At 56.9% G+C, this 25,150-nt stretch carries 15 protein-coding genes; 6 read left to right on the forward strand and 9 right to left on the reverse strand.

What is annotated here, in order from left to right:
- Positions 1-75: 75 nt before the first annotated feature.
- Complete coding sequence (locus GRI35_RS13260) at positions 76-1,482, reverse strand: DcaP family trimeric outer membrane transporter (protein ID WP_235900226.1); 1,407 nt, start codon at positions 1,480-1,482, stop codon at positions 76-78.
- 147 nt (positions 1,483-1,629) lie between these two features.
- Here GRI35_RS13260 and acs point away from each other — a divergent pair, with 147 nt between their 5' ends.
- Together acs and GRI35_RS13270 are read left to right on the forward strand one after the other, a co-directional pair.
- Positions 1,630-3,555, forward strand: a complete 1,926-nt coding sequence (acs, locus tag GRI35_RS13265; protein WP_160614594.1) for an acetate--CoA ligase — start codon at positions 1,630-1,632, stop codon at positions 3,553-3,555.
- A gap of 5 nt (positions 3,556-3,560) precedes the next feature.
- On the forward strand, positions 3,561-4,190 hold the full coding sequence (locus tag GRI35_RS13270) for a response regulator transcription factor (RefSeq protein ID WP_160614595.1): 630 nt from the start codon (positions 3,561-3,563) through the stop codon (positions 4,188-4,190).
- Here GRI35_RS13270 and GRI35_RS13275 read toward each other — a convergent pair.
- The 8 genes from GRI35_RS13275 to GRI35_RS13310 form a co-directional block, all read right to left on the reverse strand.
- Positions 4,169-7,519 (reverse strand): PAS-domain containing protein, encoded by a 3,351-nt coding sequence (locus GRI35_RS13275; RefSeq protein ID WP_160614596.1) that lies wholly within the window; start codon positions 7,517-7,519, stop codon positions 4,169-4,171. The genes GRI35_RS13270 and GRI35_RS13275 overlap by 22 nt on opposite strands.
- 138 nt (positions 7,520-7,657) lie before the next feature.
- On the reverse strand, positions 7,658-9,433 hold the full coding sequence (locus GRI35_RS13280) for a sodium:solute symporter family protein (RefSeq protein ID WP_160614597.1): 1,776 nt from the start codon (positions 9,431-9,433) through the stop codon (positions 7,658-7,660).
- Between the two features lie 11 nt (positions 9,434-9,444).
- On the reverse strand, positions 9,445-9,723 hold the full coding sequence (locus GRI35_RS13285; protein ID WP_160614598.1) for a DUF4212 domain-containing protein: 279 nt from the start codon (positions 9,721-9,723) through the stop codon (positions 9,445-9,447).
- A gap of 80 nt (positions 9,724-9,803) precedes the next feature.
- A complete protein-coding gene (locus GRI35_RS13290) occupies positions 9,804-10,469 on the reverse strand; it encodes an exonuclease domain-containing protein (protein WP_160614599.1) in 666 nt (221 codons plus the stop codon).
- Complete coding sequence (locus GRI35_RS13295) at positions 10,470-12,332, reverse strand: putative nucleotidyltransferase substrate binding domain-containing protein (RefSeq protein ID WP_160614600.1); 1,863 nt, start codon at positions 12,330-12,332, stop codon at positions 10,470-10,472.
- A 251-nt stretch (positions 12,333-12,583) separates the two neighbouring features.
- Positions 12,584-16,012 (reverse strand): error-prone DNA polymerase, encoded by a 3,429-nt coding sequence (locus tag GRI35_RS13300; RefSeq protein WP_160614601.1) that lies wholly within the window; start codon positions 16,010-16,012, stop codon positions 12,584-12,586.
- Positions 16,012-17,460 carry a DUF6504 family protein gene (locus GRI35_RS13305; RefSeq protein ID WP_328598446.1) on the reverse strand — a complete coding sequence of 483 codons (1,449 nt, stop codon included), beginning with the start codon at positions 17,458-17,460 and terminating at the stop codon, positions 16,012-16,014. The genes GRI35_RS13300 and GRI35_RS13305 overlap by 1 nt, the downstream gene beginning before the upstream one ends.
- 10 nt (positions 17,461-17,470) lie before the next feature.
- Positions 17,471-18,181 (reverse strand): ImuA family protein, encoded by a 711-nt coding sequence (locus GRI35_RS13310; protein WP_160614603.1) that lies wholly within the window; start codon positions 18,179-18,181, stop codon positions 17,471-17,473.
- 27 nt (positions 18,182-18,208) lie between these two features.
- On the opposite strand from GRI35_RS13310, the gene GRI35_RS13315 reads away from it, so the two are divergent.
- The 4 genes from GRI35_RS13315 (at position 18,209) to GRI35_RS13335 (ending at position 25,127) form a co-directional block, all read left to right on the forward strand.
- Complete coding sequence (locus tag GRI35_RS13315; protein ID WP_235900227.1) at positions 18,209-18,880, forward strand: SOS response-associated peptidase; 672 nt, start codon at positions 18,209-18,211, stop codon at positions 18,878-18,880.
- A 694-nt stretch (positions 18,881-19,574) separates the two neighbouring features.
- Positions 19,575-20,156: an Ig-like domain-containing protein gene (locus GRI35_RS13875; RefSeq protein WP_290258016.1), complete on the forward strand. Its 582-nt coding sequence runs from the start codon at positions 19,575-19,577 to the stop codon at positions 20,154-20,156.
- An 85-nt stretch (positions 20,157-20,241) separates the two neighbouring features.
- Complete coding sequence (locus GRI35_RS13330; RefSeq protein WP_235900228.1) at positions 20,242-20,676, forward strand: hypothetical protein; 435 nt, start codon at positions 20,242-20,244, stop codon at positions 20,674-20,676.
- A gap of 56 nt (positions 20,677-20,732) precedes the next feature.
- A complete protein-coding gene (locus GRI35_RS13335; protein WP_160614606.1) occupies positions 20,733-25,127 on the forward strand; it encodes an RHS repeat domain-containing protein in 4,395 nt (1,464 codons plus the stop codon).
- The last annotated feature ends 23 nt before the right edge of the window (positions 25,128-25,150 follow it).

Below are 25,150 nucleotides of genomic sequence, written 5' to 3' on the forward strand. Positions count from 1 at the left end.
CGCGCCCCAGTCCCTGCCGCAGCGATCCGGTTTCCTAAATCCCAATAGCGGACATTGCGCCCATCTCTGTCTAAATCAGAAGTTGTAGCGTGTTGAAACCTGAACTCGCTGGAGATTGCCGCTGCGCCCGTCCTCTAAGATGCGCTCGGCATGCATTAGCTCGATCCCGATATCGAGCGGATCGACCGGGTTCCATATGATGTTGGCGAACGCATTCCAGCTCTCGTCTGTCACCTGGCCCGTCGTGAGCAAGACAGGGTTGTCAGCCTTGAAGTATGATCCGGCAATGGTCGAGCGGATACCGTCTGACCAGTAGTGACGATAGGCAGCAAAGCCCGAATAAGTGAAGATCGGATCGAGTTCGCCCGTCCCTGTGATGGCCGCATCGTTGACGAGGTTGAGCCCGATATAACGGCCAAGTCCGTCGCCAGCCGTGGCCATGAAACGGAAGTCGTCTCGCGAACCTACTTTGAGTTTGCCTGAAACGCTCAGGCCATAGCCGAACGCGCTGTCATCTACGCCCATCAGGTCGTCGGTCGAAATATGAAGCTGACGCACGATCCCGGTCGCCGTCAGCGAGCCCCAGTCGCCGCCCCAATTGTAGCGCGCAACGAAGTCAGGCAGTTGGTCATCGCCCGCTTCGAGGCGGGCACCTGCCGGAGTGGTCACGACTGTTTCGGGCTGTTCAACAGCCAATTGGAGACCGCCATTGGTATAGCGGATCAGCGGCTGGCGATCGAAGACGGTGCCCGGGGTAACCCCGATGAAATCGAGGCTGTCAGGAAGCGCGCCGACATTCTGGAAAGTCGACCATGCCTGTCCGAACGTCCAGTTGTCATAGGTGATGAAAGCTTGCCGGATACGAGGCACGAAGCTGTTCGAAATTCTCTCGTTTCCGCCACCGGTGACGTTGAAGTCGAGCTCGATATGGCTTTTGAGCTTATGCTCGGTCCCCACATCGGTTTCGGTTTTGAAAAGGAACCGCGTCTGGCGCGCGCTGAAATCGGTGTCGAAGCCGCTCGCGTCGCCTCCCACTGGGATAGCCACGGGAATCAGGAAATCACGAAGGATTGAATTGTTGGGCAATTGCCCGCCGCTGGTCCGCTGGCTGATCGCGTCTAACTTCACGTAACCGCCATAGCTGAAGGTGGTTCTGCCGGGGGTAGATGCTGAGCCCGAAGGCGGCGAGGCGGCGATCTGCTGGGCGAGGTCGTCTTGACGGGTTTGCAGGTCCTGGGTCGCAGCAAGCAGCGCCTCGCTCTGAGCGCGTATCTGTTCGCGCTCGGCCAGTAATGCACTTTGTTGCTGCTCGGTCGCGCCCGGCTGTGCATCGAGCCGTTCGATCAGCCCTTCGACCAGCGCTTCGAGCCGGTCGAGTCGGTCGTCTACGCTGGCCTCCTGCGCCAACGCGGGCGACGCCGTCAGGCATGTCGCAGTCAACAAAGCCACACGAATCCCGTTTCGCACTTTCCCTTCAGCCATCGAGTTCCCTCCCATCAATTCGTTCGCTTTTAAGAATGCCGCGCTCTTGCGTGCCCGCCCAGCTAGCGGATAGTCGTAAGACCATTGTCTGAGACACATCGAGAAGAAGCACGGGTTATGGTGAGATCGACGAAAGGGAGACTCACTATGATCCAAGCTGTTGAACGCCCTAAGAGCGATCGCGCGACGCACTGTGTCGCTGAGCAATATGAGGAATTGTACGCTCGCTCGATCAATGACCCCAATGGCTTCTGGCTCGATCAGGCGCAGCGGCTCGATTGGCACACTGCCCCGACAAAGGGTGGCGATTGGTCGTTCGATCCAGCAAAGATCGAATGGTTTGCCGATGGCGCATTGAACCTGTGCCATAACGCGGTTGACCGGCATCTCGAAACACGCGGGAACGATACCGCGATCATCTTCGAACCTGACGATCCCGAGACGCCGGGGCGCACGCTGACCTATCGCGAGCTGCACGGCGAAGTCATCCGCATGGCCAACGCGCTCAAGGCGTTGGGCGTAACAAAGGGCGACCGCGTCACACTCTATATGCCGATGATTGTTGAAGGTGTGACAGCCATGCTTGCATGCGCGCGGCTAGGTGCAATCCACTCGGTTGTCTTCGGCGGCTTCTCACCCGAGGCACTCGCCGGACGGATCGAGGATTGCGGCAGCCGCTTTGTCATCACCGCCGACACCGGCCTGCGAGGGGCCAAGGTCGTGCCGCTCAAGGCCAATGTCGACGCGGCGCTCCGGATCGAAGGTGCGGATGTCGATGGCGTATTGGTGGTCAAACATACCGGCGCGAATGTCTCAATGACTGATGGGCGCGACCAGTGGTTTGACGATCTGGCTTCGGATGAGGATTGCCCATGCGAAGTCATGGCAGCCGAAGATCCGCTGTTCATTCTTTACACCTCTGGCTCGACCGGTAAGCCCAAGGGCGTGCTCCACACGACCGGCGGATACGGTGTGTGGACGGCAACGACATTCAATTATGTGTTCGATTACCAGCCGGGCGAAGTATACTGGTGCACTGCTGATATCGGCTGGGTCACGGGGCACAGCTATATCGTCTATGGCCCGTTGATGAATGGCGCGACCAGCTTGGTTTTCGAAGGTGTGCCCAACTATCCCGATCATGGGCGGTTTTGGGACGTGGTGGACAAGCACCAGGTCAATATTCTCTACACCGCGCCTACCGCGATCCGCGCTCTGATGCGCGAAGGCGATGAGTTTGTGACCAGCCGGGATCGCTCGTCGCTGCGCTTGCTCGGTTCGGTTGGCGAGCCGATCAATCCCGAAGCATGGCGCTGGTATTTCGATGTGGTCGGTGAAGGCCGCTGCCCGATCGTCGACACTTGGTGGCAGACCGAAACGGGCGGAGTGATGATCACCACGCTGCCAGCCGCGCACGATATGAAGCCGGGCAGTGCTGGCCTTCCGTTCTTCGGCATCCAGCCACAGCTGGTCGACAATGACGGCGGCGTTCTGGAAGGCGCAATCGATGGCAATTTGTGCATCACCGCCAGCTGGCCGGGACAGGCGCGTAGCGTATATGGCGATCACGAGCGCTTCGAGCAGACCTATTTCTCGACCTACAAGGGCAAGTACTTCACCGGAGACGGGTGCAAGCGCGACGAAGATGGATATTACTGGATCACAGGCCGGGTCGATGATGTCATCAACGTTTCGGGTCACCGGATGGGCACTGCCGAGGTTGAAAGCGCGCTCGTGTTGCACGACAAGGTCGCAGAGGCCGCGGTGGTTGGATATCCGCATGACATCAAGGGGCAGGGCATCTATTGTTACGTCACCTTGAACGCGGGCGAGGAGGGTTCGGACGAGCTTTACAAGGAGCTGCGCACGCATGTGAGGAAGGAGATCGGGCCAATCGCCTCACCCGACTATATCCAGTTCACCGACGGCCTGCCCAAGACTCGCTCGGGCAAGATCATGCGCCGCATCTTGCGTAAGGTGGCGGAGAACGATTACGGCTCGCTTGGAGACACCTCGACGCTGGCAGATCCATCGCTGGTTGAGCGACTGATCGATGGGAGGCAGAACCGGTAAAACCGATGACGCAACGGATCATCATAGCCGACGACCATCCACTGTTCCGGACCGCGCTGGGCCACGCCGTGGCGAAGGTGTGGGACGGGGCGGAAGTGGTCGAGGCGAGTTCGGCTAGTGCGGCTCGGGCGGAACTGGAGAGCGGTTCGGCCGAAGCGCTGCTGCTCGACCTTCATATGGAGGATTCAAACGGCCTTTCCGTGCTGATGGACCTGCGACAGGATTATCCCGCGCTGCCGATCGCGATCGTTTCAGCGAGCGAGGAACCGCGCGTCTATTCTGCTGCCCGTCAATTGGGAGCAGCCGCCTTCATTCCGAAGTCTGCGGGCCTCGATGAGATGCGCGATGCATTGTCAGCCGTTCGCGAGGGCGATAGCTGGTTTCCCGAAACCGATCTTTCGGAGGACGATGATCTCGCACGTATGGCGAGCCTCACACCAGCGCAGCGGCGCATTCTTGGTCAGATCCGGCAGGGATTGCTTAACAAGCAGATTGCCTACGAACTCGAAATCAGCGAAGCGACTGTCAAGGCTCACATCACCGCGATCTTCCGCAAGCTCGGGGTCAACAACCGGACGCAGGCCGTATTGCTCGCTGCGAAACTCGATGTCGATCAGCCAGTCGCGGCTTCCTGATCGGCAGAGGCCTTTCGCGACAGGCAATCTGCAATCAACGCGCGAAGGGCGGCCGGCGATGACGGTTTGAGCAACCGGTTGGCGTCCATCGCCTTCGTCGCTTCCTCGGTCTCTCTCGAAGCTTCGGCAGTGAGCAGGATCGCCGGCGGACGCACACCCCAGCCCGAACACAGCACTGCATAAACCTGATCGCCGCGCTCCCCATCGTCGAGGCGGAAATCTATCATGACGATATCGGGCGGCGCAGGTGCCTGCTCACGCGCTTCGGCGAGAGAACCGGCGCAGATCACATTAAGGCCCCATTTGCTCAGCAACGCGGTCGTCGCGGCCAGCGCGGCCGGATCATTGTCGATCGCGAGGACACGAGCGCTGTCCATCTGGCGCGAGGGTTGCTTGGTGGGCTTGGCAGCCCTTGCGGATTTCCACTGCAGCACCGGCACATGCAACGCGAAACGGCTGCCGCGGCCCGGTTCCGAAGAGGTTTCGAGATGCAGGTCAAGCAGTCTCGTAATGCGGCGGACGATCGCAAGGCCGAGGCCTAGGCCCTCGCGATCGGTCGAGGCACCGCGCTGAAACTCGTCGAAGATCCGCCCCAAGTCCGCGTCGGCAATCCCACGCCCGGTGTCATGGACGCAGATCAGCACCCCGTCGCCATATCGGCGTACGCCAAGCAATACACCTCCGTCTTGCGTGTAGCGAACCGCATTACTGACAAGGTTGCGCAACACACTGGTGAGCAACGCCCGGTCGGTCATCGCCCAGGCACTGGTGTGCACACGGCGCAGCTCTATGCCCTTGGCCTCCGCCTGCACTTCAAACTCGCGCGCCACCTCGTCGAAAATGCGGTCTATCGCGACTGGTTCGTGCTTGGGCTCGATCCCACCGCTGTCGAGCTTGGAGATGTCAAGCAGCGCTCTGATCAAACGGTCAGCGGAGGTGATCGACCCGTCGAGGTCTTTGACCAGCCGCTCAAGTTGCGGCCTCCCCTCAACCTCTTCACCGAGAGCTGATGCGAACAGCCGCGCGGCGTTGAGCGGCTGGATCAAATCGTGGCTGGCGGCGGCGAGAAAGCGGGTTTTCGAGCGGGTCGCTTCGGCCAACGCATCATTGGCTTCGCTCAATTGCTCGGTCCGCTCTGCAACCTTTTCTTCGAGCGCCTGCTCTGCCAACCGGTCGGCGGTGATGTCGGTGTAGGAAGTGACATAGCCGCCACCGGGAGCAGGAGAGCCAACGATCCGCATGAAACGACCGTCATATTGTTCGCTCTCCAGGCGATGCTCACGTCCCGCACGCATATGATCGAGCCTGCGCGTGATCTGATTCTCGATTTCGTCCTCCGGCGTATCGCTGCGCCGAAGGTTGAAGCGGATCAGCTCGGCGATCGGCGTGCCGACGGTCACGAGTTCATCGGGCAGGTCGAACAGCTGCTGATAACGGCTGTTCCACGCGACGAGATGCATCTCTGCATCGACCAGCGCTACCCCTTGGTCGATGTTCTCGATCGCAATCTGCAGCAATTCGCCATTGAATGAGAGCCTGCGGCTTGCCTCATCGAACATCGCCATCACTTCAGCGAGTGGGACGGGATCTCCATCCGACCACGAAGCGACCACCATGCGTGCCGAAGATGATCCGATCACGCCGGATATCGTTCGCTCGGTCATCGCCATCACCGCTTCGTCGGCGGGATCGCCGTCGCGGTAGATTTCAGGCATGGCAGCGATGGCCGCATCGGCGCGCTCGCGGCCAACAAACTGGGTCAGCAGAAGCCGGACATCGGCGACCCGCTTATTGGTGACGAAGCGTGGGCGTTGGCCGGGAGCTTGAGTACCGACAAACGCTGCGGCTTGCGAAGCATCGACCAGCGATGGGCGCATGAGGGCCGATCCGATCCAGTAGGCGAGGCAATTCGCGCCGAGACTGAGCAGGACTCCAGAAACAAGCGTATCAGGATGGATCGAGATGATAGGCGCGGTATTGGTCGCAGCGGGAACGATGAGCAGTATCAGCCACAGCCCGAAGCCCACCGATAACCCGGCGAGCATGCCCGCCTTGTTACCCCCGCGGCTGACCATGCCGAGCACCAGACCAGGCGCGAATTGGGCGGCGGCGGCAAACGCAAGAGTTCCCAAGCCCGCTAGATTAGTGACCGATCCGAAGCCCAGATAGAACAGGTAGGCAAAGGACAGCAGCGCCGCGATCACCCCGCGCCGGACTGCCAGAAGTCGCGCGGCCAATTGGCCACGGTCGCCCGATCCTTGCAGTGCATGGCGGAATGCCAGCGGCGCGATTAAGTCATTAGTGATCATGGTAGACAAGGCGACGCTGGCTATCACGATCATGCCCGCGGAGGCCGAAAAGCCACCGATAAACACCAGCAGCGCCAGCGCTTCGTTACCAGTCGCCAAGGGGAGCGCCATGACGATCGTGTCGGGATTGGTCCCGCCGGGCAACGCGACCAGTCCTGCCATCACGATGGGTACGATCACAGCCGAAACCAGCACGAGATAGGCAGGAAACACCCATTGCATCGCGGCGTTCGGTCGGTCGCCGATAGCTTCGACGAAAGTCATGTGAAACTGCCGTGGCAGACAAAGGGCCGAGCAGGCCGCGATCAGCGTCAGAACCGCAAATCGGGCGTCCAGCTGCGCCGGTTCGAACACCTGCGGCGGTGCGGGTGCATCGCTTTGAAAGAGGATGAAAAGAGCAAGCGCTGCAACAGCGAGCAATGCGATAAGTTTCACCACCGCTTCAACCGCGATGGTCAGTACCAGACCCGCATTATCGCCCGCCATATCAGCTCGTCGTGAACCAAACAGGATCGCAAACAGGGCCATCAATCCTGTCACCATAAGAACCAGTTCGTCCGCCGCGACTTGCGTGGCAATTTCCGGGTCCAGGGTGCTCAGCGAGGTACTGAGCGAGCGCAATTGCAGCGCCATGTATGGTAGCGCGCCAATAGTGGCGATGATCGTGACCAAAGCGGCGACGCTGGCGCTCTTGCCGTAACGTGCCGAAAGAAAATCGGCGATCGAGGTCGAATGCTGCGCCTTGGCCTGTGCGAGGATGCGGCGAACGAGGCCGAAACCGATGGTGAAGACAAGGATCGGGCCTAGATAGATGGGCAGGTAGTCGAGCCCCGCCGACGCGGCTGTCCCGACCCCGCCGAAAAACGTCCAACTTGTGCAATAGACCGCGAGGCTAAGGCCATAAACGGTGCCCGAGTGACGCGACAGGAAGGGCGAGGCGGAGCGATCGCGCCACGCGGCAAGCCAGAAAAGCCCTGCCAGATAGAGGGTCGCGGCGCCAATGGCCGTGCCGAATAACATGATCCCATCTCTCTCCCGGCGAAGAGGCTACGCCAAATTCCCGATTGTGCAAGCTCATGCGTTGGCACTTCAAAAGGGCGGTGCATCGCTGCACCGCCCTCTCGCTTGCGACCCGGTCGGTCCGATCAGTGCACACCGTTAATGAAGGTGCGCATCTCCCGCGCCTCGCGGTACGCGGATCGAATCGACCAGCTTGCGGATTTCAACCGGGGTTTTGGCGGTTACGCTCGCAACTGCGATCGCGATACCGAAGTTGATCAGCATTCCAACTACTCCAATTCCTTCGGGCGAGATGCCGAACAGCCAGCTGTCGGCATTGTTCGCCGCCGGGTTCATGAACTTGAAGTAAGCTATGTACCCGAAGGTGAAAACCAGTCCCGAGATCATGCCTGCAATCGCGCCTTCCTTGTTCATCGACTTGAAGAAGATTCCCATGAAGATCGCTGGGAACAGGCTGGCAGCAGCCAGACCAAAAGCGAAGGCGACCACTTGCGCAACCCATCCCGGAGGATAGATGCCGAGATAGCCCGCGACCAGGATCGCTGCCGTGGCCGCGATCCGTGCCGCAAGCAGTTCGGTCTTTGATGAGATGTTGGGCGCGAAAGTGCTCTTGAGCAGGTCGTGGCTGACCGAGCTTGAGATCACCAATAGCAGACCCGCTGCCGTAGAAAGCGCCGCCGCAAGACCGCCAGCTGCCATCAGGGCAACGACCCATCCAGGCAGGTTGGCAATTTCCGGATTGGCAAGCACCATGATGTCGCGATCGACGTAAACCTCGTTTGCGCTTTCCGGATTTGGCGCGTTCGATAGCAGTCGCTCGCCTGACGGACCGGTCTCACCAGTGTATTCTGGCTTGCCCTCGAATGCGGCTCCCGGGCGATATTGCATTACCCCATCGCCGTTCTTGTCCTGGAATGCGAGCAGGCCATTGCTCTCCCACAGGGGGAAGAACTCGTCGACTTCGCTATAGGCGGTGTCGTCCACCTTATCGACGAAGTTGAGCATGCCGAATGCCCCCACTGCCGGAGCGGTGGTGTAAAGCAGCGCGATGAAGAATAGCGCCCAGCCGGCCGATTTGCGCGCATCCGAGGCCTTTGGAACGGTGAAGAAGCGCACGATTACGTGCGGCAAACCTGCCGTGCCGACCATCAGCGCAAGCGTGATGCAGAACACATCAATCATGCTCTTCGATCCGTCGGTATAGGCTGTAAAACCGAGCTCAACGAGCACGCTATCAAGCTTTTGCAGGACCGATAAGCCCGAGCCATCGGCCACCTCCGAGCCGAGACCAAGCTGCGGGATTGGAGTCCCAGTAATCATAAAGCTGAGGAAGAAGGCGGGCACCATATAGGCGAATATCAACACGCAGTATTGCGCCACCTGAGTGTAAGTTATGCCTTTCATCCCGCCGAGCACGGCATAGATGAACACGATCCCCATACCGATAATCACACCCATGGTGATCTCGACATCAAGGAAGCGCGAGAACACGATCCCGACACCGCGCATCTGCCCGGCGATGTAGGTGAAACTGATAAAGATCAGGCAGATCACTGCGACAACACGAGCGGTCTTGGAATAGTACCGCGTACCGATGAAATCGGGTACGGTGAACTGTCCGAATTTGCGCAGATAGGGCGCAAGCAGCAACGCCAGCATCACAAATCCGCCGGTCCACCCCATCAGGTAGACCGAGCCGTCATAGCCCGCAAAGGCAAGGATGCCCGCCATCGAAATGAAGCTCGCCGCGCTCATCCAGTCAGCAGCGGTGGCCATGCCATTGACCACCGGGTTGACCCCGCCGCCAGCGACATAAAATTCCTTGGTCGAACCCGCCCGGCTCCAGATCGCAATGCCAATATAGAGCGAGAAGCTGAGCGCGACGAAGATGTAGATGAGGGTTTGCGTTTCCATCGGTCAGCCCCTCAATCGTCGAGATCATATTTGCGCTCGATCTGCTTCATACGAACGACGTAGAAAGAGATGAGCGCGATGAAAATGTAGATCGCGCCTTGCTGCGCGAACCAGAAGCCGAGCGGATATCCGCCGATGCTGAACTGATCGAGGAAGTCGCGGAACAGGATCCCGGCTCCGAATGATACTGCGAACCAGATCGCCATAAGACTAAACAGCAAGCGCAGGTTTTCACGCCAATAGGCGCCTTCTGCCGCACTCGTTTCAGTTTCAGGATTGTCGTCGTCCATTTCGTTCCCTCCCGTATAGATGTCCAAGCTTGCGGAGCAGCCTAGGTCGAGGGTGAAGAGAGAACGAGAGAGACTTTAGTCTAAGAGTGTTCCAGCCGCGCGAGCGTGGTGTCTGGCGGAAGACGGGAGAGTTGTGCCTGAAACAGTTCGGCGGCGGCAATCGCGTCGGTCAGCGCGTCATGCGCGCGGTATTCGGGCAAGCCATAGCGCGCGCGACAGGAATTCAGCCGATAGGGCTCCCCGTCCACTAGGTTGGGATGCAGCTCGCGTTCGAGCACCAATGTACAGATTACGCGGATCGGAAGGCGAACGCCAAGCACCGACATTACCGCTCGCTGCAGCGCGGTCTGCTCAATTGTGGCTGCATGTGCGACAAGGATGCGGCCTGCGAGAGCCTCGATCAGCATCGGTGCAACTTCGGTTATCGGACGCCCCAGTGCCGCGCGCTGTTCGCCAATCATATGTATTGCAACCGCTTCAGGATCGAGATCGGCATCGCTTTGGATGTCGACCGATTGCGCGTCGGAGAGACTGATTATACGCCCTTTGAAAGGGGCATAACCTGCCTGCAGAAGGTGCGAGTCCTTTCGAAGCCCATCCAACTCGAAATCGAGCGCCAGGAATGGGGCCTCTGCGACCGGGCAATCCCGCGCAGGCCAATCGGCCTCTACATAGCGTTGTAGAGCTGGATGCTCGCTCCTTACCAATGCCTTGAGCGCACGTTCGAAGCGCCACTGGGCCAGCATTCAGACTATCCCGCCCGCAAAGTTGCGGCGCAGCGCATCTAGACCCCTCCGGACTACCGTCAACGCGTCCTTCAAATAGTCTCGTTCAAGCGGAGATAGGTCGGCCGGGGCGATCAGGTTATCCGGCGCCTCACCGCGCTCGATCTGCCGCGCCTGGTGCGCGATCCGCAGTTCGTTGACGAACAGAAGCGCATCTTCGAGGCTTTGTGTATCGTCCGAATTCATCTTTCCCGCTTCACACAGCGCGCGCAGTCGGCCGATCGTCCCGACCGCTGGGACGCCCGTGGCCAACGCCTGCGTCCGGGCGATGTCGATAATCGGCATGATCGCCTGTTTCTTCGCATTGAAGACCATTTGTCCATCCTCCGTCTTGTCGAGCACTAGGTTGCGGAACACGCCGAGCGGCACCTTGCTCCGAAGCGCATCGCGGGCAAGGTAACTGATGAAAAGCGGACTATCGAAGAGCAGCGCGAGCACTTCCTTACGCAGCTCGGCGACTAGACCTGCATCGCCATGCACGCAGCGCATATCGAAGAAGATCGTCGCGCGCAGAATCTTGTCTTCACTGGGACTGTTGATCCAATTGGCATAACGCGCGCGCCAGGCTGCCAGCGTGAGCCTCTGATCCGCATTTTTCGCCATTATCCCGCCACTGCAATAGACATATCCGCTTGCGTCGAGCTGGTCGGAAATGCGGGTGCCGAGGTCAGCGAAATACGCCTCGCCAGCCGGATCCAATTCTTCGGCGATCACGAGGCCGTTGTCTTGATCCGAACCTACCAATTGCTCCTCGCGCGCCAGTGATCCGAACACCACGAGAGCGTAAGGGCAAGGCGGCGGACCGAGAGCCTCCTCAGCCAATTGCGCGGCGCGGCGGTGCACCGCTTCGCCCAGCGCTGATGTAAAGCGCATGGCTTGGCCTGCCTGCACTCCGGTGCTGACCATGCGCGCGAAGCTTTCGGGCACGCGCGCAGCGGCTTCGATTAATTCGTCCGGTGTGCGTGCCTTTGCGATCATCAGGCCGGTGTCGATGGCGTTGTTACCAATCGCGCCGAGAATATCTGTCGCGCTGAGAATGCCCGCCAGCGCGCCATCGCTGTCGATTAGTGGGATGTGCCGAAAGCCCCCGCTCGCCATCAGCGCCATGGCTTCGGCGACAGTCGCGTTGGTCCCTAGCGTTTGCGGCCCAGTCGTCATGACATCGCCAACCTCGCGATCAAGCGCGACGCCTCCTGCGACCACCCGGCTGCGCAGGTCTTTATCTGTAAAAATGCCCTCGAGCTTGCCATCCTCACACACGGCCAGTGTGCTGACATTGCGCTGATGCATCAATTGCACCGCGTCTGCGATCTGCGTTGATGGGATACAGGAAACAGGCGTGGACCGACCGACCAGATTCCCCACCTGCCGGTCGTCAAGCGCAAAGGAGCTGCCTTCTCGCAGCCGTGCCAGGGCGTGCCTGATCCGCGCTGCCTCATCTGCGGCGAAAAACTCCCTGAAATCTGGGGACTGTTTGCGCAATTCGTGAAACCGTTCGGCGGGGATTGCGTAAAGCAGCGTATCCTCAAGCGCGATCGTGGTATTTCGCACTTCCCCCCCGCGCAGCAGCGAGGGATATGCGAATGTCGATCCCTCTTCGAGACGCGCTGTTAGATCTTTGCCGGCAAGGCGCAACTCCACAGCGCCCGACCTGATAACAAAGAGGCTGTCATTGTGGTCTCCGGCAGTGAGAATGGAGTCGCCCGTTCGAGCATAGCGCACTGTTACCGTGCGGCTGAGTGCAGAACGCTCGGCTGGGATGAGCGAAGCAAAGGGCGCAGTCCGCTCAAGAAAATTCGCAACTTCTGCAATTTCGACAGACATTTTCCCTCCGTTACCTCGCATATAGTGAAACGGTATTGGACAAAGGGATCAAGCCCTACTTTGGTCGAGCAACACCAGATAGCATTTGGAAATACTCGAAACGCTGGTCTGGATTGCGGGTCGCTTAGCGTTGAGGAAACGAATAATCGCTATTGTGGTCGCAAGCCGAACGACTGCTTTCCCGAGTCCGCAGAGCAAAACCCGACGGTCCGTTAACGGCCCAGTAGCGGACGTTGAGCTGTTTTGATGCTTCAGTGAAAATCCCGTGACTTCGGAATGATTTTTGCGTCACGCGGATGGCTACTTTGCATCGCGGGTAGCGCAGCAGGGCCAGATCCAATTTTTACCGGAAGGGGACTATTTATGTGATCTGCACGCGCAAGAGCTGGCGGAAAACTATCCTCGGACAATTCAGCGAGTTTGTGGCTCACATCGGTAAGATGAGTTGCAATCACATGCGTCACTTCATCATCGAACTCTATACGTCCGCGCACTTCCATCAAGCGAGAAGCCATGACGGTCTTGCGGAATTTCTCCATCATATCTGGCCAGATAACGAGATTAATTACGCCGCTTTCGTCTTCCAGTGTGATGAAGCACACGCCTTTTGCACTGCCAGGCCGCTGCCGGATCAGCACAATGCCAGCGACCTTGATATGCGAGCCGTTCTTACACCGCCGTAAGTTTGAAGCTGGAGTGAAGCTACGCATTGCCAGATCGCCGCGTAGGAAAGCCATCGGATGCGCCTTCAGAGATAGCCGCATTGTCTGGTAATCAGCCACTACGTGTTCGCTCAGCGGCATATCCGGCAAGGTGAATGCGCTAATCTCGCCACCTTCATCGCGGGCCTCTGCGGCAGCGAACAATGGCAAGTCGGGCAGACCCTTTACGCTTCGCGCATCCCACAATGCCTGCCTGCGATCCAGACCAATTGACCTGAAGGCATCAGCATCAGCCAAACGTTCAATTATCGCTGGGGAAAGCGCGGCACGGTGCTTCAGAGATGCAACGTCTGCAAACGGCCCTCCATGATCTCTAGCAGCCACCAACCTTGCTGCTGCTGCCTCGCCAAGCCCGTCTATTTGCCGGAAGCCAAGCCTGACACTGAAGCCTCTGTCTTCGAGCCGATTGTCCCATCTACTCTTGTTCACATCTACAGAGCGAACATTCACCCCGTGCTCGCTGGCATCGCGGACGATTTGCGCTGGCGCGTAGAATCCCATCGGCTGGGAGTTCAGCAGCGCTGCGCAGAAGGCTGCGGGATAGTGGCATTTCAGCCAGCTTGATACGTAAACCAGATGGGCAAAACTTGCTGCATGGCTTTCTGGGAATCCGTATTCCCCAAACCCCTTGATCTGGTTGAAACAGCGTTCGGAAAAGTCTGGATCGTAACCACGAGCAATCATACGTCCGACCATCATATCCTGAAGCGCATCGACCATGCCGCGTGACCGGAAAGTCGCCATCGCTTTGCGCAGCCGGTTGGCCTCCAATGGCGTAAACCTTGCAGCATCAAGCGCGATCTTCATCGCCTGTTCCTGAAAGATCGGAACGCCCAAAGTGCGTTGTAGGATCGAAGACAACTCATCCGGCGGACCATGTTCTGGTGACGGATAAGGGATTTCTACTGCTTCTTCGCCGCGCCGTCGTTTTAGATAAGGATGGACCATATCGCCCTGGATTGGCCCGGGCCGCACAATCGCAACCTGAATGACCAAATCATAAAACTCACGCGGTTTGAGGCGCGGCAGCATATTCATTTGCGCGCGGCTCTCGACCTGAAACACGCCAAGGCTGTCACCCTTTCTCAGCATGGCGTAGGTTTCGGGATCTTCGCGCGGGACGCTCGCGAGAGTGAGGTCGCGATTGTGATGCTCTTGCATCAGATCGAGACACTTGCGGATACAGGTCAGCATACCAAGTGCCAGCACATCGATTTTCAGAATGCCAAGCGCATCAATATCGTCCTTGTCCCATTCTATAAATGTCCGGTCAGGCATAGCGCCATTACCGATAGGCACGGTTTCAGTAAGTGCGCCTTGAGTAAGAATGAAACCGCCTACATGCTGCGATAAGTGACGCGGCATTCCGATCATCTGATCTGTTAGTGTTAGAACGCGCCGCAGATAAGGGTCGCGCAAATCCATACCGGTTTCGGTGACATTCTTCTCACCGATTTCTCGCCCGTGACTGCCCCATACCGTTTTGGCGAGCGCGCTGGTTACATCTTCGGATAGGCCCATTGCCTTGCCGACTTCGCGAATAGCCATTCGGGGGCGATAATGGATAACGGTAGCGCACAGACCGGCACGGCTACGTCCATAGCGACCATAAATATATTGGATGACGTCTTCGCGCCGCTCATGTTCAAAATCGACATCTATGTCAGGTGGCTCTTTGCGTTCTTCCGATATGAAGCGGTCGAACAGCAGAGCGTGCTGGGCTGGATCGACTGAGGTAATTTCCAAGCAATAACAAACCGCGCTGTTTGCCGCCGAACCGCGCCCCTGACACAGAATTGGCGGTTCTTGGTTCCGCGCAAAATCCACGATGTCTTTAATGGTCAGGAAATAGCGCGCAAGGTCGAGTTTCCCGATTAGCGCCAATTCTTTCTCGACGGTTTGACGGACCTTATCGGGTATGCCTTCCGGGTATCGGCCAAGGCTTCCTTCCCAAGTCAATTCTGCAAGCTGGTCTTGTGCAGTCTTGCCTTCCGGCACGATTTCTTCCGGATATTCATACCGCAGCTCATCAAGCGAAAATGTGCAGGCATCGGCAACGTCCCGCGTGGCGGATATTGCGTGTGGCCAATCTGTGAACAAGCGCATCATCTCGTCCGGAGATTTAAGATACCGTTCGCCATTCGCTTTGAGGATAGGTGCAGCTTCGGCCAACGTTGTCTTGTTGCGAATGCATGCCATCACATCATGCAATGGCCGACGTTCCGGCAGATGGTAGCGAACGTCATTGGTAGCCAAAATGCTTAGACCGGCACGGCGAGCTAATGCGTCCAAGCGATTAATGCGCGACACATCATCGCCGCGATAAAGGTAGCAGACAGCAATGTTGCTTAAGCTTGGCAACGATTCTGATAATAAAGGCAGTATCTGCTCAAACTTCATTTGCTCATGGTCAGACACGAGCCTCAGATGCTTGGTATCGGCTGTTTTCTTTGGAAACGGTGCGGGATACTGGGCCGTATCCAAATCATGTGGCGGAATGACAATCAGCTGAATATCTTGCTGCGCCGCCGCCAGCATTTCCAAAGTCAGATGGCATTCGCCCTTCTTCTGCCATTTGTGGTCGAGAGTTTGCATTTTGCCGTCCGAAAGCAACCGGCTCAAACGGCCATAGCCTGCGCGAGTTTTAGGGTAGGCAAGAAACGAAGGGGTGTCGATGAGATCAAGCCGTGCGCCGATAATCGGCCGCAGCTTGGCCTCTTTGGCCTCGGTGTGGAGCCGCACCACACCAGCCAAGGTGTTTCGGTCCGCAATGCCGATAGCGTGGTAGCCAAGCGTCTGTGCCTTCAGCGCTAGATCAACCGCATCGGACGCGCCGCGCAGAAACGAGAAACAACTCGTCACCCCAAGCTCGACATAAGGCGCAGGCGGACTGGCTTTGAAATCACAGCCAATCTGTTTCAGAGATCGTTTGTCGGGAGTGAGCGGCGCATCAGGCATTATGGAAACATGCCGTGCAAATACCAGTCAGGCGCGTTGCCGCGACCATCGCCGGTTACGCCGTTACGGTATATCCAATAGCGCCTGCCCATATCGTCTTCGATCCGGTAATAATCTCTTAGACGGACATTGGAGCGCTCTTTCCACCATTCGGGCGAGATACGCTCCGGCCCTTCACTTCGAGCAATATCATGAACGTTGCCGCGCCAACGAAACTTGCGAGGAACGCCTTCCGGCGTTGCATAGACAACAGAGATGCGTTCGGCCCGCTCCAGCAGTTTTAATGGCCGCTGATAAAACTGCATCTCACTCTGGCTGGATTTGGCTACATTTGGTGAGGCAAACCTATACGAGCGCTCTGGCACATGACTGCGTGCAGTAATTGGCATTTGCACAGCATCGGGACCAAGCCGGGCTGTGATACGGTCAAGCATCTGCGGTAATGTCGTGCCGATATCCTCGTCGGCTTCGTCTATGCTCGCTTGAGCTAACGCTAAAGGCGCAGACCAAGTCGAGATTAGATCAACCTGATCTATACCGAAGCCTGCCTGCACATCATCCAGCTTGGCTCCGAATAGGCGTACGATATGCGGAGCTTCACGTGTCGCTTCTGACAGCTCTAACGCGCGAACAATGACATCTCCGTCGACCCTGTACGCCCGCATTTCCAGCCGTCTCGTACCCATCCGCTCGCTTTCGAGTAGGCACACCAGATCATCCGCTAGATCAATGATTATCTGATCCAGCAGGCTACGGTGCAAAATCGGTTCCATCAGTCTGCGCGAGACGCGGAGCGGGTCTTTGCGATGAAGCGGAATCATCGGCTCAGGCACTTTACCGAGAAGCTGATCGAGCCGGATTAGCGGATTGGTTTGCGGGTTTCGGTGATCGCGGAAACGGCGAGCAAGACTTTGGCGAGGGGCTTTGCTTAAGTCACCAATCGTTTTCAGGCCCAAGCGGCGCAGAAGCTTTGAAATGGAAGGGGTCAGGCGAAGCGCTGCCACGGGCAGATCGCTGAGGCTACGCATTGGATCATCATTGTCGCCGACGCAGTATTGATTGCCATAATGCGACAACGCCCATGCTGCGCTTCCCGTGAATGCCATCGCACTGCGGCTTCGAAAACCGCGCTTCTCACAGTTCTGCGCAATATCGCGAAGCAATGCCTGCGGCCCGCCGTGTAGGTGGGTAGCATTGGTAACATCGAGCAAGATAGAATCTTCGCCATCGACCATGCTCCACGGACCCCATCGCTGCGCCCACAATGCGATCCGCTCCAGTGTCTTGCTGTCACCCGGCAAGTCGGCACTTTCGGATGATATCTCAGGATAAAGCGCGCGCGCATCGACCAGCCGCTGGCCTACTTGCACACCTGCTTGACGCGCTGCGTCGTTGACAGCCGTTATACGCGGCCCATGTGCGCTCTCGATTGTAAGAGCGAAAGCCAAGCTAGCACGCTCAGGCGCTGCCTGCTTCTGCCAGCGGTCTATCGCCAGATATGGCAACCATATCGAGACGATTTGCCGATGAGACGATTGTAAGCGCTCCATCGTCATGACCCAGCTTCCAGCGTGAAGGTCGATACAATCGTGAGCGGAACAGCTCCGCATTCCAGACCGGACTGCCGGACGCTTTGGAGTTGGTGGCGCAAGGCAGCGACATTGCCGCTTCGATATCCCAACGCATACGGGCCGCGCTGAGTGAACGCTCCGCATCGCCGCGTATCAGATACAGAGGAACGCCGTAATTCTCGCTGGCAAACGCCAATCGCCGCGATTGCGTAAAACCCAATGCTTTGGGATCGCCAGAAATCTCGCCAATGACAAAGCTGAGCGCTGAACATTTCAGCCCTTCTTCCAAAGCGAACAGGGCATCTTCAACTTTGTCAGCCGCGACATAGTGGCAGTCGTGCCGCAGGCTTTCTGGCAAACCGTAAAGATAGGGGACGCCTGAACGCTTGCGGGACCGTTCATCCTGAACCCACAGCCAAGGGCGGTCGCCTCCATGCTTTTGCGCCATAGCCATCGCAAACCCGCCTCCGGCTGCAGTATCGGAGCTGCAAAAGATTTCGGTTTGGGTAGGTGCATAGTCGATCTGCGGGTTCCATTGCGTGTCGGTTGATTGGCGCAGGCTCATCAATTGAGAGGCTTGGACCGTGGGAACTTCCATAGTTTACGATGTGCCTTTGCCGAATCATTGTTCTACTTATGTTCCGCTTTACAGCGCCGATATGCAAGCCCAAAAAGAACGCCGGAGAAAAGTATGTGCAACCTTTACCGCCTGAGCCAGTCCGTAACTGAGATCGCCAAGCTTTTTGATGCTGGCGGCAATCTCAACGCCAATTTACCCAGCCATATATATCCAGCCTCAAATGGAATTGTCATCGAAAGCGGCTATCTGCGCTCAATGACTTGGGGCTTCCCGCTAGCTCAGAAGTCGAAAAAGACTGGCAAGCCGCAAAAACCCAAACCAGTCAACAATGCCCGAACCGACAAGCTCGACAGTTTCTTTTGGAATAATAGCTTTGCTGAACGACGCTGCCTGATCCCGCTATCTGCATTTGCAGAAGCGCAAGGTGAGCGTGGCTCTATAACACGCACATGGATGTCTTTGGCTGACGATGAAGTGATGGTCTGCGCAGGAGTGTGGCGAGACAGCGATGAATGGGGACCGTGTTATTCGATGATTATGACTGACGCGTCTGAACAGATGAAACCGATCCACAACCGAATGCCGGTGATTTTGACAGCGCAGGATCGGGAACGATTTATTGATGGTGATGAAAGCGATGCCTTAGCATTGTGCACTCCGTTTAAAGGCGAGCTGGAGATCGATCAGACTGATGAGCCTTGGTTCAACCGCAAGTGACAGACTATCCCCGAACACCAGATGGCAGATATTTCGTTGTGAACCGCAAATTACGGCGTTTATCTAATCCTGAACTCGATCAAGATGATCGCGAATGTCTGGTAAAAGAACTTATGCAAACAAGGAGGCAAGTCGCTGCCGCTAATCGTGCTGCTGACGAACCGATGCTTAAAGATGCTCGACGCAAAGTGAACGCTGCGAAGATTGCCCTTGCCGAACGTGGTCCAGTCTGGTGGACGGATGGCTGACCAGATTACAATCGCTATCTCGCTAAGAACACTCCATATGCAAGATGGTTTGACGAGCTTGAAAATTCTTGACCAGCTAGGAAACGACCACTCGCACTTTGGCGCTTCCGAGCAATCAATTTTTCTCTTCTGCTTTCCACCCCAATTGCGGTCAAAAGCGTAGGTCAACAATTGGGTCGTTAGCTGTCAGTTTGCTTTTGGCCGTCTAGTTCCACAGAGCGGCCAGTCGGCTAACGACGCGAATAGAGACCTTCCTGATCTTCCATAGCTTGGGAAAATTACGCCAAATATCAATCGGCAACCGATTACTACACTTGGAGAGTGACCGGCCATGAATAGCCCTGATATGATGTTATCCACATCTCCTAAAAATAAATCAGAGCCGTTCACCCCTGCAGAATATATTTCATTTTGAAGACTTACGTTTACTCGGTTCTACAGCCATTGTGCTCGTTCTAAGCACAACAAATGTTTTAGCACAGTCAAACGATGTAGAACATGAGTATGACGCACTTGGGCGTTTGATTGTCACGGAGGCCACGACCGGCGCAAATACAGGTGATACGCAGTCTTTTTGTTTTGATGAGCTTGGCAATAGGGTAGATTTTAAGTCGAGCGATGATGCAACCAAGTTAAGTTGCGCACTGCCGCCTGCACCTCCACCTCCTACTCCGCCACCGCCGCCTCCACCGCCGCCTCCACCGCCGCCTCCCGCGAACAGCCCGCCAAACGCCGTGAACGATAGCGTGGCAGGCGAGTGCTTCGGGCTAGCGTTCGTTAATCTAACAGCCAATGACAGCGACCCAGAGCCAAATTATCCGTTAAACTTGTTAGCAATTAGCGCAGGTTCTGGCGGACAAGCTTCAGCCGCAATTGTGACGAGCAGCGTTGTTGAAGTGTATTTCGGCGGGCAATACGACATCACGACTTTTACTTATACCGTTGAAGATTCGCTTGGTGCGACCGACACTGCGACTCTCACTGTCGCGAGTGCCTGCCAAGGTGGCGGCGGGTTGCCGCAGCAGTAGCCGTGTCGCTTAGTTTTGATTTCGCGCAATCGACTTTGGGGTAAATATCATGATCCAATCCTTATCTTATCGAGCCTTGGGCAGCTTGACTGCTGTCGGCCTGGCGTTCACTTCAGTGCCTCTTGCAGCACAGGAAAAAAACAGTCCGGCGAAGCCGGAAGAGCTAGTCCCCGTATGTATGGCAAGGCCGCTGAGCGATGCGCCGCAGGTCAAACGCGAGAAGCGCGGCCAGCCTTTCCGTATCCTCACAGTCGAGCGATCAGCAAAATCGCTTGAGGCGAAAGGCTTCCGCCGGGTCGATTGCGGGACCGCAGATTTTGCGCGCGCGGACAAGAAGAACGCATGGCGGGACGAGATCTGCGAGCTCGCCAGCACCGGTAATGAGGCTGTCCAGAACCAATTGGAAAAGGCGTATGGCGAGCGCCCTGCCGTCTTGTGCGCAAGCGCAGAGATGGCCGCTGGCCAATGGGAGCGAAAAGCCAAACCCAATCCGGCACCAAAACCGAAGGCCGATGAGTGATCGAAGGCATTAGCTACGCCGTTTCCTAACACCCCTTTTTTACTTTGAGGCCGTCCATGCGCACCAAGTCACTGTTTCTTTCGACCGCAGCCATTTTTCCGGCGATCTTTGTGGCATCGCCTCTGGCGGCGCAGAGTATCACGCTTGATGCGCCGCCCGTCCGGCAGCCGCTCGATGAGAACGGCGTTGATTTATCGACCGGTGATATCGTTGTGCCGTCATCGACAGTGGCCATCGGCGGAAGCGATGGCCTTGTTCATACAAGCGTTCGGGTGTCCGATGGTTGGCGGCACAATTACATGCTCTCCATCGCGGTTCAGCCAGACGCGGCAGGTGATCTCTATGTTGTCCAACTGGGCGGTAGCACACGCCTGTTTAGAAAGAACGGTAGCAATTTTGACCCGGAGGGAGCGGAGCTCGGGACGCTTACGGAAACTTCCAACGAGTTCGTCTATACTGGTCCAGGCGGTGTCGAGTACCGATTTAGCAAGGCGTTGGTTGCGAACGGTGAGAACTACTACGAGGCTGTCAATGCTGTGGGTACTCAAATAACAACACCAAACGGCTTCAAGACTAGCCTGTCTTATCGACAAGATAGCTATCAGCTTGGTGCAATAGGCCAAATGTATACGATCCGCCTTCAGTCGGTAAATAACAACGCCAGCTATCAGCTAAAAATCGACTACGAGGCAGAAATGCTGGGCACCACAGTCACCGAAGCCGACGCTTGGTATCGGATCGAGCGTGTTACGGCGATCAACAATACCGAAGAATATTGTGATCCGGTAGCTGACAATTGTACGCTAACAGAAGCTTGGCCGTATATTGACTATGACATTGAAGTATACGGCTCCAATGGAATCTTGTATGCGAACAATAAGGTTACCGATATCCTTGGCAGGGAGTCACAGTTTCATACGGATGGGAATAGCAGACTGGTCAAAGTCAAACGTCCTGGCGAAACCACGCCAGGCATGGAAATCGCATGGCAGAACGACCGAGTTTCTAGCATCACTCATCAGGGCCAGTACACACGTACCTACACATGGACCGAGGCTAGCGGCGAGTTGACCTCTGTTTCCACTGACTCGCTTGGCCGTACACGAACCGTCGTCACCGACATCGATGAAGCGGTTGTTCTGAGCGACAAGGATGCGCTGAACAATACCACCAGCTACGCTTATGATAGCGAGGGTCGTGTCACTGAAGTAACCGCGCCTGAAGGCAACAAAACGCAGATCACCCGCGACGCGCGCGGGCGCGTCACCGAAGTCCGGCAGAAACCCAAAAACGGTCCGCTCGCCGATATCGTCACTACTTCAACCTATCCCGCGCTTACCAGCGGGACCACCTGCGCCAACGCCGTCACCTGCGACAGTCCGCTATCCACCACCGACCCGCGCGGTAACACCACCAATTACACGTATGATCCCGTCCATGGCGGCGTTTTGACAGTAGAGCTTCCCGCAGCGGGCACAGGCGAACCGCGTGCCACAAGCACGTTCACCTATGCAAGCCAGACCGCCAAGATCAAAAACAGCAGCGGCAATCTGGTGCTCGCCGCTGATCCGATCACCAAGCCGGTTAGCGTTTCGCGCTGCCGCGTGGGCGCAAGCTGCGCGGGTACGGCGGATGAGCAGGTGATCGCAATCACCTATGACAATACGCAGGCGGAAAACCTTCAGCCCTATCAAGTTACCGCCAAGGCCGGTGATGGCACGCTCGCGCGGACGGTAACCACCCAATACGACCGTCTCGGCAATGTGCTGACCACGGATGGCCCGCTGGCGGGTGCGGTCGATGTGGCGCGCAATCACTACGACGATGCCGGGCAGCTTATTGGCAGTGTCTCGCCTGACCCGGACGGCGCAGGATCGCTCAAAAACCTCGCGACGCGCATTACTTACAATGATGATGGTCAGGTTACCGTGCGCGAAAGCGGATCTGTGGCCGGACAGACAGAAGCGGATTGGGCCGGGTTCACAGTCGATACCAAAGCGGTGACCACCTATGATGAATTTGGCCGCGTCGAAACGTCGGCTCAGGTCGCGACCAGCGGGACCACGCAATATTCCATAGCGCAATATAGCTATGATTATGCCGGGCGGCTCGAATGCACTGCGCAGCGGATGAATGCGCCAACCACCAGCACCGCACTGCCGGCGGATGCCTGTACGCCGATGACAGCGGGAACGCATGGTGATGACCGCATAACGCGCACCTATTACGATGCCGCTGACCGCGTTACCGAGGTATGGTCCGGCGTCGGCACGGCGCTCGCCCAGCAAAGCAGCGAATATTCCTATACCAACAATGGGGCTGTTCGCTGGATGGAGGATGCGAAAGACAATCGCACGAGTTATTATCAGGATGGGTTCGACCGGAACTATCTGATCCGCTATCCTGATCCCGCAAATCCCGGCACATCGCTGGCAACTGACCGCGAACTGGTTACATACGATGCGGCTGGCAATATCCTGTCCCATCGCAGCCGCCGTAACGAGCTGATCACTTTCACCTATGATGATTTGGGGCGCCTGACGCATAAAAACGTCCCCAATCGCGCTGGCCTTAGCACCACTCATACGCGCGATGTCTATTATGGCTATGATCTGACCGGTGCGCTGACCTATGCCAACTTCTCCAGCCCAACTGGTGAAGGTCTAAGCTTCACCTATGATGCACTCGGTCAGCTAGTCACCGCGACTACCGATCTGGACGGGCAAAGCCGAACGCTAAGCTACCAGTATGATGACGCTGGTCGCCGTACGCGGATTACCCATCCTGACGCTGCCTATTTCACATATGACTGGGATCACGCAGGCCGCTTCAAACGGCTCAAAGCATCGACCGGCACAAGCCTGGTCACCAATGTCTTTGCTCAGAACGGCACACTGCAACGCCGTGTACGCAGCGGAACTGCGCCGCAGGAATTCTTCTATTACGATGCGGCCAAGCGTCTCGATGAAATCTTTATCAACCATTCGGACAACACCAAGGATGTGCGCACCGACTGGTCGTTTAACCCCGCCGGGCAAGTGATTGCAGAGAACATCGACAACAACCAGTTTGCAACGCACGCACTACCAACGGCCGACATCGACTACACCGCCAACGGCCTCAACCAATATACAGCCGTTGATGGCTTTACGCAGGATTATGACATTAACGGCAATCTCACCGTCAGCCGCCAATCCGATGGCATGGGCGGTACGGACTCGACCACCTATATCTATGACACAGAGAACCGCTTGGTCAGTATCAGCGGCACCAGCAATGCAACGCTGACCTATGACCCGTTCGGCAGGCTCTACCGCGTCACAGACGGGGTCACCAGTGACACACGGTTCCATTATGACGGCGATGCACTGGTGGGCGAATACAACGCCTCTGGCGCGCTTCTCGACCGCTATGTGCATGGGGTCAGCGCAGGCGATGATCCGCTCGTATGGTACGAGGGCAGCAGCACTGCGGTGGCGGATGCAAACTTCCTCTACACCGACCGCAGAGGCTCTGTGATGGCGGTGTTCCAGCGCGATGGCACGATCAAAGCGATCAACACCTATGACGAATACGGCGTCCCGGGACCAAGCGGCACCGCGCAAAACCTGGGCCGGTTCCGCTACACCGGGCAGACATGGATACCGGAGGCTGGCCTCTACTACTACAAAGCCCGCATGTACTCGCCCACGCTGGGCCGGTTTATGCAGACGGATCCCATTGGCTATGCCGATGGGATGAATTTGTACGCTTATGTTGGCAATGATCCAGTGAACTTTGTCGATCCGACGGGCACGGTCGGTGAACAGGGTGTTGATCCAAATGCGCTTAACAGTGGGCCGATAATTGTCACTGCGCCTGGAAGTGGTTGCAGGGGTGGTGGCGGTATCTTAGTGTACCGTCCGGGTTGGGGCGACTACTCATGCGCTGATAGAGAAAGTATCAGTGGAGACTCGTTGTCACTGGAATTGGGGCTGTTTCAGGGTGGTGATGGAGCTGGCGGCGAGATTGTCGTCAATGGTTACACGAAATCTCGCCCTATAGATCGATTGAAGAAATCTCTGGGCGCTGACCCTTGCTCTATATTCTCAAGTGGATTGGCTAGCGAGGGCTTTGCTCCTTATCCGATTTCAACAGCGTCGTTGGCTTCATCGGTTGCGCACGCTATAGCGATGCATAATGGGAGCCGCCCAGGTAAAAGCGAATTCTCCAAAAAGTTTCTCAACCCAAAAAATTTGGCAGGAGCAATATCGGTGGCAGTGCAGGGTAATCCTATTGGAGATCTAACCGGCGCTCGATACTATACAGTGAATGTAGGTACAGAGGTTGGCTATGATGCCAAAAATTCTGGCTATACTAATTATTTAACTGTTATCGTAAGAAAGGTCGATGGAGTGGGCATCATTGGAACCGCGTTTCCAGGATGCAGCCCGATCATACTTGATCTATGAACCTTCAATTTACTTTTATTCCG

The organism is Pontixanthobacter aestiaquae (assembly GCF_009827455.1).
GTDB lineage: Bacteria > Pseudomonadota > Alphaproteobacteria > Sphingomonadales > Sphingomonadaceae > Pontixanthobacter > Pontixanthobacter aestiaquae.